Annotated in this window: 15 protein-coding genes; 7 read left to right on the top strand and 8 right to left on the bottom strand. The window is 58.5% G+C overall.

Annotated features, from left to right (window positions below):
- Positions 1-38: 38 nt before the first annotated feature.
- The 3 genes from ACT01B_RS09100 to ACT01B_RS09090 form a co-directional block, all read right to left on the bottom strand.
- The gene (locus tag ACT01B_RS09100) at positions 39-323 is read right to left on the bottom strand and encodes a contact-dependent growth inhibition system immunity protein (RefSeq protein WP_445147026.1); all 285 of its coding nucleotides are present in this window, start codon (positions 321-323) and stop codon (positions 39-41) included.
- Positions 324-511: 188 nt separating this feature from the next.
- A complete protein-coding gene (locus ACT01B_RS09095) occupies positions 512-919 on the bottom strand; it encodes an MAPEG family protein (protein WP_445147025.1) in 408 nt (135 codons plus the stop codon).
- Between the two features lie 433 nt (positions 920-1,352).
- Positions 1,353-2,207 carry a LysR substrate-binding domain-containing protein gene (locus ACT01B_RS09090; protein WP_445147024.1) on the bottom strand — a complete coding sequence of 285 codons (855 nt, stop codon included), beginning with the start codon at positions 2,205-2,207 and terminating at the stop codon, positions 1,353-1,355.
- A gap of 209 nt (positions 2,208-2,416) precedes the next feature.
- On the opposite strand from ACT01B_RS09090, the gene ACT01B_RS09085 reads away from it, so the two are divergent.
- Complete coding sequence (locus ACT01B_RS09085) at positions 2,417-3,358, top strand: alpha/beta fold hydrolase (RefSeq protein ID WP_445147023.1); 942 nt, start codon at positions 2,417-2,419, stop codon at positions 3,356-3,358.
- Between the two features lie 247 nt (positions 3,359-3,605).
- Here the strand turns inward: ACT01B_RS09085 and ACT01B_RS09080 are convergent, their stop codons facing one another.
- Positions 3,606-3,923 carry an EthD family reductase gene (locus ACT01B_RS09080; RefSeq protein WP_445147022.1) on the bottom strand — a complete coding sequence of 106 codons (318 nt, stop codon included), beginning with the start codon at positions 3,921-3,923 and terminating at the stop codon, positions 3,606-3,608.
- A 126-nt stretch (positions 3,924-4,049) separates the two neighbouring features.
- Between ACT01B_RS09080 and ACT01B_RS09075 the strand changes: the two genes are divergently transcribed.
- A complete protein-coding gene (locus ACT01B_RS09075) occupies positions 4,050-5,210 on the top strand; it encodes an IS30 family transposase (RefSeq protein ID WP_445145236.1) in 1,161 nt (386 codons plus the stop codon).
- A gap of 101 nt (positions 5,211-5,311) precedes the next feature.
- Here the strand turns inward: ACT01B_RS09075 and ACT01B_RS09070 are convergent, their stop codons facing one another.
- From ACT01B_RS09070 to ACT01B_RS09055, 4 genes are all read right to left on the bottom strand, one after another.
- Positions 5,312-6,022: an alpha/beta fold hydrolase gene (locus ACT01B_RS09070; RefSeq protein ID WP_445147021.1), complete on the bottom strand. Its 711-nt coding sequence runs from the start codon at positions 6,020-6,022 to the stop codon at positions 5,312-5,314.
- A gap of 328 nt (positions 6,023-6,350) precedes the next feature.
- Complete coding sequence (locus tag ACT01B_RS09065) at positions 6,351-7,382, bottom strand: IS110 family transposase (protein ID WP_445147020.1); 1,032 nt, start codon at positions 7,380-7,382, stop codon at positions 6,351-6,353.
- 195 nt (positions 7,383-7,577) lie between these two features.
- Positions 7,578-8,204, bottom strand: coding sequence for a hypothetical protein (locus ACT01B_RS09060; protein WP_445147019.1), 627 nt, complete (start codon positions 8,202-8,204; stop codon positions 7,578-7,580).
- 633 nt (positions 8,205-8,837) lie between these two features.
- The gene (locus ACT01B_RS09055) at positions 8,838-9,998 is read right to left on the bottom strand and encodes an IS30 family transposase (RefSeq protein ID WP_445147018.1); all 1,161 of its coding nucleotides are present in this window, start codon (positions 9,996-9,998) and stop codon (positions 8,838-8,840) included.
- A gap of 218 nt (positions 9,999-10,216) precedes the next feature.
- Here ACT01B_RS09055 and ACT01B_RS09050 point away from each other — a divergent pair, with 218 nt between their 5' ends.
- From ACT01B_RS09050 to ACT01B_RS09030, 5 genes are all read left to right on the top strand, one after another.
- Positions 10,217-10,582: a hypothetical protein gene (locus tag ACT01B_RS09050; RefSeq protein WP_445147017.1), complete on the top strand. Its 366-nt coding sequence runs from the start codon at positions 10,217-10,219 to the stop codon at positions 10,580-10,582.
- A 364-nt stretch (positions 10,583-10,946) separates the two neighbouring features.
- Positions 10,947-11,879: a DUF6662 family protein gene (locus tag ACT01B_RS09045; RefSeq protein ID WP_445147016.1), complete on the top strand. Its 933-nt coding sequence runs from the start codon at positions 10,947-10,949 to the stop codon at positions 11,877-11,879.
- A gap of 9 nt (positions 11,880-11,888) precedes the next feature.
- Complete coding sequence (locus ACT01B_RS09040) at positions 11,889-12,419, top strand: FMN-binding protein (RefSeq protein WP_445147015.1); 531 nt, start codon at positions 11,889-11,891, stop codon at positions 12,417-12,419.
- Positions 12,400-13,266, top strand: a complete 867-nt coding sequence (locus ACT01B_RS09035) for an FAD:protein FMN transferase (RefSeq protein ID WP_445147014.1) — start codon at positions 12,400-12,402, stop codon at positions 13,264-13,266. Before ACT01B_RS09040 ends, ACT01B_RS09035 begins: the two co-directional genes overlap by 20 nt.
- Entirely contained in the window at positions 13,263-13,751 is a 489-nt protein-coding gene (locus tag ACT01B_RS09030; RefSeq protein WP_445147013.1) for a hypothetical protein, read from the top strand. The genes ACT01B_RS09035 and ACT01B_RS09030 overlap by 4 nt, the downstream gene beginning before the upstream one ends.
- Positions 13,752-13,806: the final 55 nt, after the last annotated feature.

The following is a 13,806-nucleotide window of genomic DNA, read 5'->3' as shown; positions in this document are numbered from 1 at the left end:
GACGCCATGTTCTTGTGTCCGCCTCGGGTCGAAAACGGTCAGTTCACCCGCGCTCGCAGCATGTCTACGACTTCACCCAACCACATGCGACATTGGTCCGACGACCCGGGCCAGTAGTAACAGCCAAGTCGACTCATTGCAGATGCCAGTTCTACATCCGTGGGATGTTCGGCAAGCAACAGACCAATCTCTTTTGCCAATCGTTTGGAGACGGCGCTGCCTTCGTCGGCCCGGAATCGGCGAACAACGTCCTGCCAGGACGATGCATCGGACGCCCAATCTCGATGAAAGTAGGCACCGAAAAAGTGGTCAAGCAGCTCCATGCGCCCTCCAACTTAACCTATAGAACCGATTCTAACGTCAGACCAGAAGAGTCCGCTCCAGTTCGGAATCGGACATTACCAGCTCGCCTGCCGACTGTGCTTCCGACAACTATCGTCATCGGCTAAAAGCGATTCTGATCTATCGCGTCTCGCTGGAATGCTTGTGTCGCAGATAACGAATTCCCGAATTATCGTGCAATCAGGGCCCATGTCCAGTAGACCGCGATCGCAATCTGCACCGCAAAAAAGAAGAAACGAGCGTTGACCGCGATGACGCTCAAGGAGCAGAGATGAATGATTGATTGGGCAAATCGAGCCATCAGAAGCCATGGGGCGAGCCCATCAGTGACGCCAATACGGCCGGTGGTGATGGCTACAAGAAGAAGACCGCCAACTATGGGAAAGCTCTCGATGCAGTTGGCATGCGCGCGTGCCAGTCGTTGCAAAAATGGTGAATGGTTCGCGTTGTCCGGCCTGAATTCACTGGATTTGGCACGTCCCGAGACAACCAGGGAAGAGCGGATGACCTCCATGAGAATGAGTAGTAAGAGTGTCCATGCGGTGAAAAGCGTCAGCATCAAGGCAGATGTGCTCATCGATCAGCCCTCCCATGTGTCGAAGCGAATGAAAATGTCCTAACTCAATCTCATCGGACGTGTTTTGTCGACTTAAGCCCAGCGGTTAGCGTTCTCGGGAAATCCGGGTCGCTGCACGCGTACGACGCAGAATCGTTACCCAGGCGGAGCCTGCATGACCACCCAACGAGCCAAACGACTGACCACGCTGGCGCCTAGCGTTGCCAAGTTTCACTACACGTGAAACGTCCGGTATGGGTCGGAAGCGGACTTTTCCAGTTTGCGAGCAGTTGTCCAGCGCACACAGGGTGTAGCACCAGCGAACGCCCGCCTGCATGGGCCATACACTGATCGTGTCGTGAGCAAACTGTGTCAAATCTGTCGTCGGTCACATGGGCCCATGAGCAACCAAAAGCCACATGTCCGCTTGGGGTCGGAGGCGGACATAAACCAACTATCTCTTCGCAACCGACATCAACCACGCTCGAAAGGATTCCACCGCGGGCGTGCCCGGTGTCGTTGACGAGTACACCAAATAGTAACTTCCGTCGGTCTTCAATGATCGCGATCCGATTCGGACAAGCCGCCCCGTAGCCAATGCATCCTCGACAAGCAGGCTCCGACCAAGTGCGATGCCTTGACCCGCTTCGGCGGCCTGTAGCAGCAGCGACGAATCGCCATAGACCGGGCCTGAGGCTTTGGACACGTTGGGCTCGGCTATTCGGCCCAGCCAGTCACTCCAGCAGAGGAAGTCATCGCGAAGTAGTACGCCATTTCCAAGATCTTTTAGGCCGCGAATATTTGACTTTTCCAGACATGCGGGGGACGCCACCGGAAACACGTCTTCGTCGAACAGCTTTTCGCAAAGCAGGCCCGGCCAGCTTCCATTGCCGTAGCGGATCGCGAAATCGACCTCGTCCGCTTCCAGGTCGATCAGCTCCGTCGTCGCGCGTAGCTTGAAGTCCACATCCGGGTGGGTGCCGAGAAATTCACCTAGTCGAGGCATCAACCATCGGCTGACGAAGGATGGCGGTGCACTGAGCGAAAGACGATTGGCCTGTTGGCAGCGCAGCGATCGCCCGACCGCCGCGAGCCTGTCAAGAAACGCTTCGACCACGTCTCGCAGCGACTCGCCCGCCTTGGTCAGCGCGACATCGCGATGGCTGCGCTGGAACAGCTTGGTCCCGTAAAACGTTTCTATAGCTCGAATCTGGTGACTGACCGCACTGACCGTGAGATGCAGTTCCTCCGCCGCCTCGGTGAAGCTCCGCAGCCGACTGACGCTTTCGAACGTCCTCAGCGTGTGCATGGGCGGCAAGACGTAAGGCATGGCTATTCCCTGGGTTGAAGTGCGTTCAACTGCGCTTGAAGAAATATCGATTCACGCCGACTCGCGATGGGCGAATACTAAAGCCGCGCCCGGGATGCGATCGCCGATCAAACCACATTGCCGCGAACCAGCCTGGCAACCTTGGCGTTCGCGGTCAACGCTTCCCCAATATTTTGAGTGAAGAATATATGCGACTTGTCGCCTTTCTGTCCCTGTTGTTGCTATGTGCACTTGCGCGACCGGCACACGCCGAGTCCCTGCGCGAGGGTTGGCAATCCGTTGACGGATTGCAGATCTTCTACCGCGAGGGCGGCGATCCCAACGATCCAACCATCGTATTTCTCCACGGCAATCCACTCTCGTCGCTGATGTACGTGAAGGTCATGGAGTCACTTGCAAGCGGCAGGCATCTGCACGTCATTGCCATGGACTATCCCTCTTTCGGCTATTCAGACGCGCCGGACCATCTCACCTATGCCTACACTTTCGACCATCTGGCGCAAACGGTGGATGACTTTCTGAAGGCGCGCGGTATATCCCGGTACAGCCTGTACATGCAGGATTACGGCGTACCTGTCGGTTTCCGCCTAATGACCCTTCACCCAGAGGCCATCGCCTCCATCGTGGTGCAAAACGGCGTCATTCACCTCGATGGATTCCCCTCTGCCAAGGATCCCAATGGGGAACTAAGGCAACACTGGGACCACCGAAACCCCTCGGTGGATAACCGACGGGCAGCCTACCTGCGGTCCCTTGGCTATCCAAAGTCTGCCGACTGGGACGACGAAGACCATGCAGGCCCGGACGCCGTGATGCAGATGATTGCCGCTGCACAACGACCGGGAATCATCGATGCGCGAAACGATCTCTGGTTCAACTATGGAACCAACGTGAAGCATTACCCGGAATGGCAATCGCTACTCCATCGCTTGAACGTGCCTGTTCTGATCCTCTGGGGAAACAAGGACAGGTTTTTCACGACTCCAGGCGCCTTCGCCTATAGACGAGACGCACCGGAGGCAGAGATCGACATCCTCGAATCCACCCATTTCGCCACGCTCGACGCGCCCGACACTATCGTCGCCTTTGTCGGTGACTTTCTGGCCAGACACATGGAAGCGTTGCGGTGAGCCTCTGCGGTTAGTTAGAGCCGGAAGGGTCTGCTCCGGGTCCAGGCTGTGTGAAAACGTTGGGTCGCTCTCGAACATGTGCCACGTACGCGATTTCTGGCCGGGTTGTCGAGCACGAAGTGCCCGGAACTCAACCCACGCGCACCAATTTGATCAAGTATTGACCAGCTGAAAAAGCGTGCCAGCGTTTTCACACAGCCTCGGTCGGAAGCGGACGGTCAGAGCCCCCCCTAAAGTGGGTAACGACTTACGGATGATCGGTGACGACGCTTAGCCGTAACTCGGGGGTCAGGTTTGTGTAATTCGACAAATCCGCCGTAAGCGCGGCGCCGGCCGCCGCAAGTGCCGATTGCGCAACTTCAATCGAAGGGAAGTAGGCGTTGGATGCGGCGATTATGTCGCCCGCAACGGGAGACTTTGCGGATACATAGCGATCGCTTTCTAAGCGAAGCAACCCATGAGGCGAGAGGGCCTGCTTCGTTAAGCGCATATGAGCCGAGTTGTAGTAGTCGTGATCAAAAGTTGCGCCGTCTTTCCATCGATAGAACCCGATCACACGAATCATGCTGACTCCTAGCAGTGGACCATTCAGGCAAAGATACCCACATCCGGCGATGTCCGCTTCGGGTTGCGGATTCAGCCGGTCGTTGCAACACACTAAAGACTGCGCGAGCAGCGGGAGTGTTGCAAGATGTCCCATCGACCTCCGATTCATTACACCCACACGCAGATTGGGCTGATGTGGGACCGCTGGCAGCGTGGCGAGTCTCTTCACCAGATTGCCAGGCTCTTTGATCGGCATCATTCCTCGGTCCGCCGGGTTCTGGCCGAGACCGGCGGTATCCGGCCCGCGGTGCGCTGCCGGCCTGATCGAGCACTGACCCTAGCCGAGCGCGAAGAGATTTCACGGGCGCTGATGGCAGGACAATCGATACGCTCCGTGGCGGTGCGGTTGAGCCGGGCGCCATCGACGATCAGCCGGGAAATTCGACGCAATGGCGGACAGGACCGCTACCGGGCCAGCTGCGCCGACCAACGCGCGTTGGATCGCGCCCGTCGCCCCAAGCCCTGCAAGCTTGCCCAGCACCGGACCCTGGCGCGCTTGGTAGCCGCTAAGCTCCAGCAACAATGGGCGCCGGAGCAGATTGCCGGCTGGCTCAAACGGACGTACCCGGGGAATGAGGCGCTTCAGGTGTCGCACGAAACGATCTATCGCAGCCTCTTCATCCAGGCGCGCGGAGCCCTGAAAAAAGAGCTCTTGGCGCACCTTCGGCGCACGCGAGCCATGCGCCGGTCGCGACATCACACGCAAAAAACCGATGATCATGCTCAGATCACCGGCGCCATCTCGATCCGCGAACGTCCCGCCGATATCGAAGACCGAGCCGTGCCAGGCCATTGGGAGGGCGATCTCTTGTTTGGCGGCAGGAACAGCCAGATCGCCACGCTGGTCGAGAGGTGGTCACGCTATGTCGTGCTGGTCAGGTTGGACGGCAAGGACAGTGAGACGGTGGTCAATGCGTTGATCAAACACGCAGGGAAACTTCCGCGCGAGCTGTATCGATCGCTGACCTGGGATCGAGGATCGGAGATGGCTCAACATCAGCGCTTTACGTTGGCGACGGACATCAAGGTCTACTTCTGTGATCCGTACAACCCTTGGCAACGTGGATCGAACGAAAATACCAATGGACTTCTGAGGCAGTATTTCCCCAAGGGGATGGATCTATCCGGGTTCTCACAAGCGCAACTCGATGCCGTGGCAAGGCGCCTGAACGAGCGACCCAGGAAAACCTTAAACTACGAAACGCCGGCCGAGCGATTTCATCAAACTGTTGCAACGACCGGCTGAATCCGCAGTCGGAAGCGGACGATCAAAGCTAGCCTAGCCGGCGCGCCAGTCGCAAGGTCCGGTTACGTCTAGAGAAGTCTTTTCCGGCTTCGAGTCATTGGTTACGGGTGACAAATGGCGTCGACAAACTCTCCGATCAGGTCCGCTGCCTTCCCCGGTTCCACTTGAAGCAAAAAATGCGGAGCCCTGACGTCGACAAGCTTCAGCTTAGGCTGAATGCTCTTGACGAGTTCGGCCGCCCCGGCTGGCACTACGCTATCGGCTACGGCACGTACATACAGGATCGGCACCTGCACTGCGGCGAGCTCGTTAGTAACGTCTACCTCCAGCACTGATCGCAGCCGCGCCCGGAATGTTGCCGGAGCCACCTTGGCGACCGCGCGTAGGAACATCTGGCGCAGTTCTGGGGTCGAGAACCTCCCGAGCAAGGCAACGCCAGCACCGCGAGCGAAGAGCGAACCTGTCGGTAACGCGTCAATTAGAAAACTCAGTGGGCGAAGCCGGGGACGCGGATTGCGCACAAACGTGCAGCACAGGACCAGTCCTATCAAACCATTCGGATGGGATGCAGCAACGGCAACGGCTATTGGCCCAGAGAACGACTCCCCAAGAACTACGAATGGTCCGTCCGTTGGCAGGGACGATCTAACGACCGATTCCAGCTCTGGATAGCCGAGCGGTTCCGATGCCGGATACCTGATGATCTTTACAGGGAATCTTTGGCCAACCGCGGCGACGATAGGTTCGAACAGTTCGCCGGTTCCATCCATTCCGGGTAGGAGAACTAGGGTGACCGTCGTCTGTCGATTCATTTGATCCCCATTCGCCAAACGATAAAGTCAGTTGGAGCATTCCGGTTTGGCTGTCCTTTCGGCAAGGTCCGTATATGGACTCCTCCCCTGTTGCAAGCATCCCGCGCTCTGGCGTCCGTGTCGACTGCAAACGTATATCCGGCCTCCGCCAACCTCACTCCCGGAGGGTGCTGGGCCTTGATGAGCTAGTCGCGCATCGGCTCCCAATCGCTCCGTCGTGCTCGTGGCACGTGGACATTTCAGGGTTTTGCCGACGCCGGTCCGACCGGTTCGTCATCGTGCAGGGTGCTTCGCAATCGTGGATAGGATAGTTCCAGACGTCACTCGTTTAGGCAGCCGCCAACGCCGGCTGGTAATCCGTGCCATGACGCAACATGGCCCAGGCCATGCGCGCCGTCTTGTTGGCCAGCGCCACGCAGGCCACGTTGGGATGGGATCGTGCCGCCAACTGGATCACCCATCGGCTTAAGGCATCGTCCTTGGTGGCCGCCGTACGCAGCATCGCTCGGGCGCCATGCACCAACAGCGAGCGCACGTAGGCGTTGCCGCGTTTACTGATGCCCAGCAACCGCTCCTTGCCGCCCGAGCTGTGTTGCGCCGGCGTCAGGCCTAGCGAGGCCGACAGTTGGCGGCCATTGGCATACTGTTTGGCGTCGCCTATCGCCGCTACCAGTGCAGTGGCGATGATCGGGCCGACGCCACGCAACTGTTGCAGACGAACCGCGTCGGGATCGGACTTCGCCAGCGCTCGAATCTCGTCCTCCAGTTCCATCACACGTGCATCGAGCGTGAGCAGGTCTTGCCACAGGTCATGAAGCAGATGGCGAAAGCGTGCGCTTAAGCCGTTGTCGGCGCGTTCCAACCAACACGGGATCGCCTGACGCAACGAAGACAACTCTTTGGGAGCGACCAGGCCATACTCGGCCACCAGGCCACGGATCTGATTGCCTTTGGCCGTCCGATCATCCACCAACCTGGTGCGAATGCGATGCACGGCCTGGATGTCTTGCTGCTCCACCGTCTTGATCGGAACGAAGCGCATGCTGGGCCGACTCATTGCTTCGCAGATGCCCTCCGCATCTTTGGCATCGCTCTTGTTGCGCGGCACGTACGGCTTCACGTACTGGGGCGCGATCAGCTTCACTCGAAAACCTCGCGCCTGTAGTTGCCTGGCCCAATGGTGAGCACCGGCACAGGCCTCCATGCCGACCTCGCAGCCCGGTTCGGCGGCTTCACTCACTGCCTGCAACCATCGATCTCGCGGCAGCCTCTTGCGCCACACCGCCTTCTCCCGACGATCGACACCGTGGACCTGGAAGACATTCTTGGCCAAGTCGACCCCAATGCGCATAAGCTTCATGAGTGGACTCCTTCTCGCCGTTGACTGGTTGTTTCGCAACTCCAGTCTGGCACTCAACGATGCCGATGGTGAGGAGGAGTCCATCTCATTGCTCCGGGTCGGGAGCGGACACCGAGCCCGCTGGTCAGCTTCTCGGACGGGATGCCTGCATTCTGGAACGGCCGCCACTTTTCCTATTGCAACTTGCTCAAACGCCTACTGCGATTCGATCTTCCAGGAGTGGAGCTCAGTCAGCCTTCCATCCTGGAATGTGGCCATGAGCGAGACGTCTACGTCAAAGTAGCTTTGCGTCTCGCCGCGTCGAATTCCTTGCCGCACTTCCTTGGGCGGACTGGTCACCTCAGATTGCGTCATTAAACGCTTGCCTTCGAAGGCCACATAAGCAATCTCGTTTTCCCAGCGGACGTTAGCGCGTACTGCACTGGCGAAGGCGGCTTTTGACATTCCGAGGTTAATACCTCCTAAGGACAGGTCAGGGACGGCCCGAGAGGATGGCCAACTCGCACAAGATTTTGCCCTTGTCGAGTCAGATTCACCGAGGCCAAACCCAAGCAAATCGTGCTCGGACCGACCCATTTCGCCACTTAGGAAGTAGATCAGGCCGAACGGCGTGCGATAGCAGATTGATGCCTCGTACTCGCCACCATCTCCCACCTCCACAAGCTTGGCCGCCCCAAGTTTCTCCGCTACTTGACTCAGCGTGAGGGTTCCCAACTCGAAGCCGGCAAAGGAAGTGAATTGGCTACCGGGAACGGCTGCATACGTTTGGCCGACCGCCAACAGCGCGCATCCGGCCAGGCATCGAAAGGCAAGTGAATTCATCCGTTCATCACCATTGAATTCCCGGTAAATATGGGGAGAAAAAGGGGACGGAGGTAGTTAAGTCAACGACTCTCCACCGGTTTAACTGACCCCGTCTCCTTTAAGCGCCCTAGCGTTTCGTCCAGTGGTCCAGAAGTGAACCAGGCCCCGTTCTCGCGCTAAGCGCAAAGCGGCTCATGAGTGTCTACCAAACTTTGGCCGGTGCGACTATCATCGCGCGGCAAGGTGCCTGAAACAGTGAAGTTATGTAATCCCTAACGGACATTCGGGGTGCATCATATGTCGCAGAACAAGTTTGTACTACTCGCCTTGTCCTTGCCCCTGGTAGCTGCTTGTACAGCACAGCCAACGCATAAGGATGTGCAGGCAAAGACAAATACGACCAATACACGGCGTGTACGTTGTGTAACGGTTCCCCCAATGAATGTGGCTGGCTCGTATACTCAAACCATGGCAAACACGAATTATTCGAACTGCAATAGCAGCTCGGATGACGTGCATTAATCGCCGGCGTAAAGATCGGCCAAAACGAAACGAAAAAATGGGTCAAAGAACTTTTCCGATCTTGGAAAAGCACTCTGACCCTTTTGCTCAGTACTTCTACTTAGATGATGTCGGCTTTGGGTTGCGACTTCAGGCGGTCGATGCAACACATTGCTGGAATCGTTCGGCCGGTGTTTCGAAGTTCAGTGTTTGTCGCGGACGTCCATTCAATCGCCTAGCTACGGCATCGAGTTTAGCCTGAGAGTAGATCGACAGATCAGTGCCCTTGGGAAAATACTGCCGCAGTAACCCGTTGGTATTCTCGTTCGAGCCACGCTGCCAGGGATGTTGCGGGTCGCAGAAGTAAACCTGGATATCGGTCGCCAGCGTAAAGCGCTGGTGATCGGCCATCTCCTTGCCACGATCCCAGGTCAGTGATTTGTAAAGCTCCCGGGGGAGCTTGTGCGCGTGCTTGATGAGCGCATCGATGACCGTTTGCGTATCTCTGCCGTCAACCTTCACCAGCATGACTAAACGTGTGTGACGTTCGACGAGCGTGGCAATCTGGGTGTTGTGGCTCCCCATGATCAGATCGCCCTCCCAGTGGCCGGGCACGGCGCGATCCTCGACTTCGGCCGGACGCTCACAGATGGAGACCATGCCGGCGAGCTGGCCATGGTTGTCCGTCTTCTGCGTGTGGTGGCGCGATCGGCGCATCGCGCGGGTGCGCCGTAAATGCACCAGAAGCTCCTTTTTCAGGGCACCACGGGCCTGGATGAAGAGGCTGCAATAGATGGTCTCGTGCGACACCTGCTGCTCCTCCTGGCCACCTGATCGGTGCTTGAGCCACCCCGCAATCTGCACCGGCGACCACTCTAGCTGCAACTTGGCGGCCACGAGTTTGGCCAGCACGCGATGCTTCTTCAGCTTGCAGACCTTAGGGCGGCGCCCCCGGTCCCAGGCACGCTGATCGGCCTGGTTGGCTCGATAGTCATCCCGACCACCATTACGTCGGATCTCCCGACTAATCGTGGATGGCGCCCGATGAAGCTGCAGGGCGACAGACCGGAGCGAGCATCCCAGCGCCACTGAGCGAGATACCTCCTCCCGCTCCGCCAGCGTGAGGGCACGCAGGGCACGATGGCGTGGGGCAGGTCGAATACCGCCGGTCCGGGCCAGTACGTTGCGTATCGAGGAATGGCGGGTATCAAATAGCTTGGCGATCTGATGCAGCGACTCGCCTCGCTGCCAGCGATCGAACATCAGCGCCTTCTGGGTGTCCGTGAAATGCTTCCGGGGTACCGTCGTCATGGGCAACACTCCTTCCGCTTGCGCGTTTATAGTGTGTTGCGTTCACCGCCTGAAGTCGCAGTCGAAAGCGGACTCTAGCGAACTGGTTGAGCTGTTGAATCCACAGCTTTCCGTTAAAGCCCGTAAAAACCGCAATGATGGTCAGCTTCAGTTCCCATCTATGCGCGCACCATCCGAATTGGTTCTGACTCCTTTTTCGGGCACATGGAGGCCATCTCATGAAACGTTTAATGTTTCCCATGGTAGTTGCCCTCGGCTTCGCTTGCGTCGGACAGGCTAACGCCGCCGTGAGAACCTACACCATTAATCTGAATGGTTATGCGGTCGTGGGTTTCGTCGGAGCCACACCTGCCGAAGTCGCCCAGGCGCAACGTCTGGCGAACACCTGGGAACTTCAGCGTCATCTGATGCTTAAACCGCAATCGATGAAGGCCGTTGCAATCCGCCAGTCGCCGGCCGTCTCTCTGACGGAGGCTGAACTTAGCCGTGCCATCGCTTCGGCGGCACTGCGCAAGCACCCTCAAACGTCGTTCGCGGCAAACCACTTTCACACAGCCAGCTCGAGCCCTAGAAAGGCTCCCTGACGGCTTCCGAAACGGGGTCGGTTTCACTTTCGTTCGGCTTAAAGTGACCTGACCCGGTTTGTTCAACGCCCGCTCCGGGTCGGAAGCGGACGTCCGCAGCATAAGCTACGGATCTGGTTGCTCAGCGTAGCTGCCTCTTCAAGAGTAGCCCTGCACGCCATCAAGGTCTAAGGCCTGCGAGATGGACGCGGGCGCAACTGGCCGCCGCCCGGAAAGCGAAATGGAGCGTCGCGCACGATGGAACCAAGAGTGAAGCGCGACGGACCGTGCGCCGCAATATATTGCGTTTGTTGTTCGAATTGCAGATGCGAATCACTATCACTCATAATAACTCACTGATCATTGCGCCATCTCAGGGAGTTTTATGTCGCACGTTTCTGCTCGCCGCTCGGGCGGCCTGCTCGCTCTATTTGCGTTCGTTGGAATGAGCCTGGGCTACCAGCCGAGTGTCAAAGCTGAGGAGAGCCAGTTTGGCTACGTCTACACCACCGATCTGTTGCCCCAGGGCGCCAAGGAGATCGAGCAGTGGGCGACGTGGCGGCATCAGAAAGTCGCCGGTTACTTTGACCAGATCGATGGGCGAACCTCCATCGAGTACGGTCTGACTGACAGGCTCCAGGTGGCGTTTTACGCGAACTATGTGTGGTCCAGGGCCTTTCATAACGGCCCCTTTGAGGAGACCACGTCGCCGGAACCACTTTCCTATGATCGACCGGGGCCGGACGACCATTACAACGCCAGGCGCTTTGTCGGCTTCTCCGGCGAGGTCATCTATCGGTTGTTGAGCCCGTACACGGATCCCTTGGGGGTTGCTGTTTACGTTGAGCCCACGGTCGGCCCGCAATTTCGCGAGCTCGAGACCAAACTGATTTTGCAGAAGAACTTCATGGACGACCGGTTGGTGACGGCCTTCAACCTCACCTATGCGCCGGAATGGCGTTATGACATCGTCGATGGCGATCCCTCGCGAAAGGCATGGGGCTACGAAACGGACGTCAATGCGAATGTCGCCGCCTCGTATCGCTTTGCGCCCAACTGGTCGGCGGGTTTCGAGCTAGTCAACGAGCACGAGTACAACAGCTACACCTTCAGCAAGGAAACGAATAATGGTTATTTCTTCGGCCCGGTGATCCACTACGGCGGCAAGAAATTCTTCCTGACCGCAACCTTCCTCGAGCAATTACCCTGGGCAACCGAGCATGCTGACACCGTGCCGGGCGCCATTGTCGGTCGCCGCGTCTATGACAACGATTTCGAGAAATATCGAGTACGCATCAGAGCCGGCTGGTACTTCTAAGGTGATCTCATGAAATCACGATTTTTGTTGATCCCCGCCTACGCACTGGTGATAAGTGCACCGGTGCAGGCCACTGTGTATCTCAGCGTCGAACAAGCCCAGGCGGTGATGTTTCCGGGCGCCACGCTCACGCCTGATTTCGTCACGCTGACGCCGGAACAGATGAAGGCCATCGAGAAGGCCACCGACGTCAACGTGCTCTCCCCAAGCCTCAAGGCGTGGCGTGTATCGACGGGTGGCTGGTTCATCGCCGATCAGGTCGTGGGCAAGCATGAGTTCATTCCGTTTGCCCTGGCTATTGATGCTCAAGGTGCCGTCAAGTCGGTGGAGATTCTTGAGTACCGGGAGACCTATGGCGACCAGGTCCGCAACGAGTCCTGGCGTGCCCAATTCACGGGCAAGACCAAGGACGCGCCGTTGAAACTTGGCGGCGATATCAAAAACATCTCTGGTGCCACGCTGTCGAGCAGGCACATCACCGACGGCGTCAAGCGCCTACTCGCAACCTATGCCCTTGTGCTTGCCAACCAGAGCCATTGAGCGTGCCCGGCCACTGCTCGGCACCACGGTGAGCATTCGCGTCGACTGCGCCACAGAAGAAGACGCGCATCGCGCCATCGATGCCGCGTTCGCTGCGGTTAGTCGCGTCCACGCGCTGATGAGCTTCCATGAGGCGGGCAGCGACTTGTCCCGCCTCCATTCGGCGCCGCCAGGCGAACGCGTGATCGTCGATGCACAAACCGCCTACGTGCTCGGCGAAGCCCTGGCACTCGCCGAGATGACGGACGGCGCATTCGACGTGACCGTGGCTGCCGAATTGGTTGCTTGGGGCCTGCTTCCCGCACCATCGGGCCAGGCGATGCCCAGTGTTGGGGCATGCTGGAAAGACATTGCCCTTGACGAGGGATGCGGGGTTCGCCTGCGCCGCCCGCTGTGGATCGATCTGGGCGGCATCGCCAAGGGCTACGCGGTGGATCGAGCCATCGACGCATTGCAATCGCACGACGTTCAACACGCCTGCGTCAATGCCGGCGGCGACCTGCGAACCTTGGGTGATGGGCCGCATTTCGTTGCGATCGCTTCCGACGAAGTGGAACCATCGCATCGCGCTGTCCTTGAGATCGGCGAGGCGTCGGTGGCCACCAGCAGCGGCCGTGCGTTTCAGGCGACGGGGACCGGACCGCACGTCAACGGCAAGCGGCGTACGGGCATGGGCTTGACTGCGAGTGTCACGGTCGTGGCCGCACATTGCATGCATGCCGATGCTCTGACCAAGGTGGTGATGGCGATGGGGGAGCGAAGCGTCGATATCCTCGGACAGTTCAACGCTGTGGCTCATGTGCAGGACGCGACGGGTCACTGGACCCAGGTGGGAACGTCGGTATGAAAGTGCATCCGCATATGCCCAATGTCGTCGGTCACCATCGGACGCCGTTGCGTCTGTCACGCCAACGTCGCTATCTGGTGTACGGCATCGGCTGGACGCTTTGGCTCAGCGGTGCACTGTGGTTGATATTCCACTATGCGCTGATGCGCAAAGGCCCTTTTGGCGACGAGCCCCATCCGTTGGAGCCGTGGTGGTTGCGCCTGCATGCCGCCATGGCGTTTGCGGCGATATGGAGCTTTGGCCTCGTATGGGGCGTGCATATCGTGACGGGCTGGCACACCCGGCGACAGCGTCTCTCAGGTGGATTCGCCGTAGCGCTGCTGCTCTGGCTCATCGTCACAGGCTACTTGTTGTACTACCTCACCGACGATCGCTGGCGCAGTATCGGCGCCATCGCTCATTGGGCCATGGGGCTTGCGTTGCCCATAATGCTGGCCATCCATATCATGCTGGGGCGCCAACGGGCCACGCGGCATCCGCGATAACCCCTTCTAATTACTGCGCCGTGACCAGTGGCAGGATCCTAACTCCGGTTCGTCC

This window comes from Dyella sp. Tek66A03, from assembly GCF_052567735.1.
The sequence above is the reverse complement of the archived record's forward strand: the minus strand, read 5'-3'. Positions and strand labels throughout refer to the sequence as shown.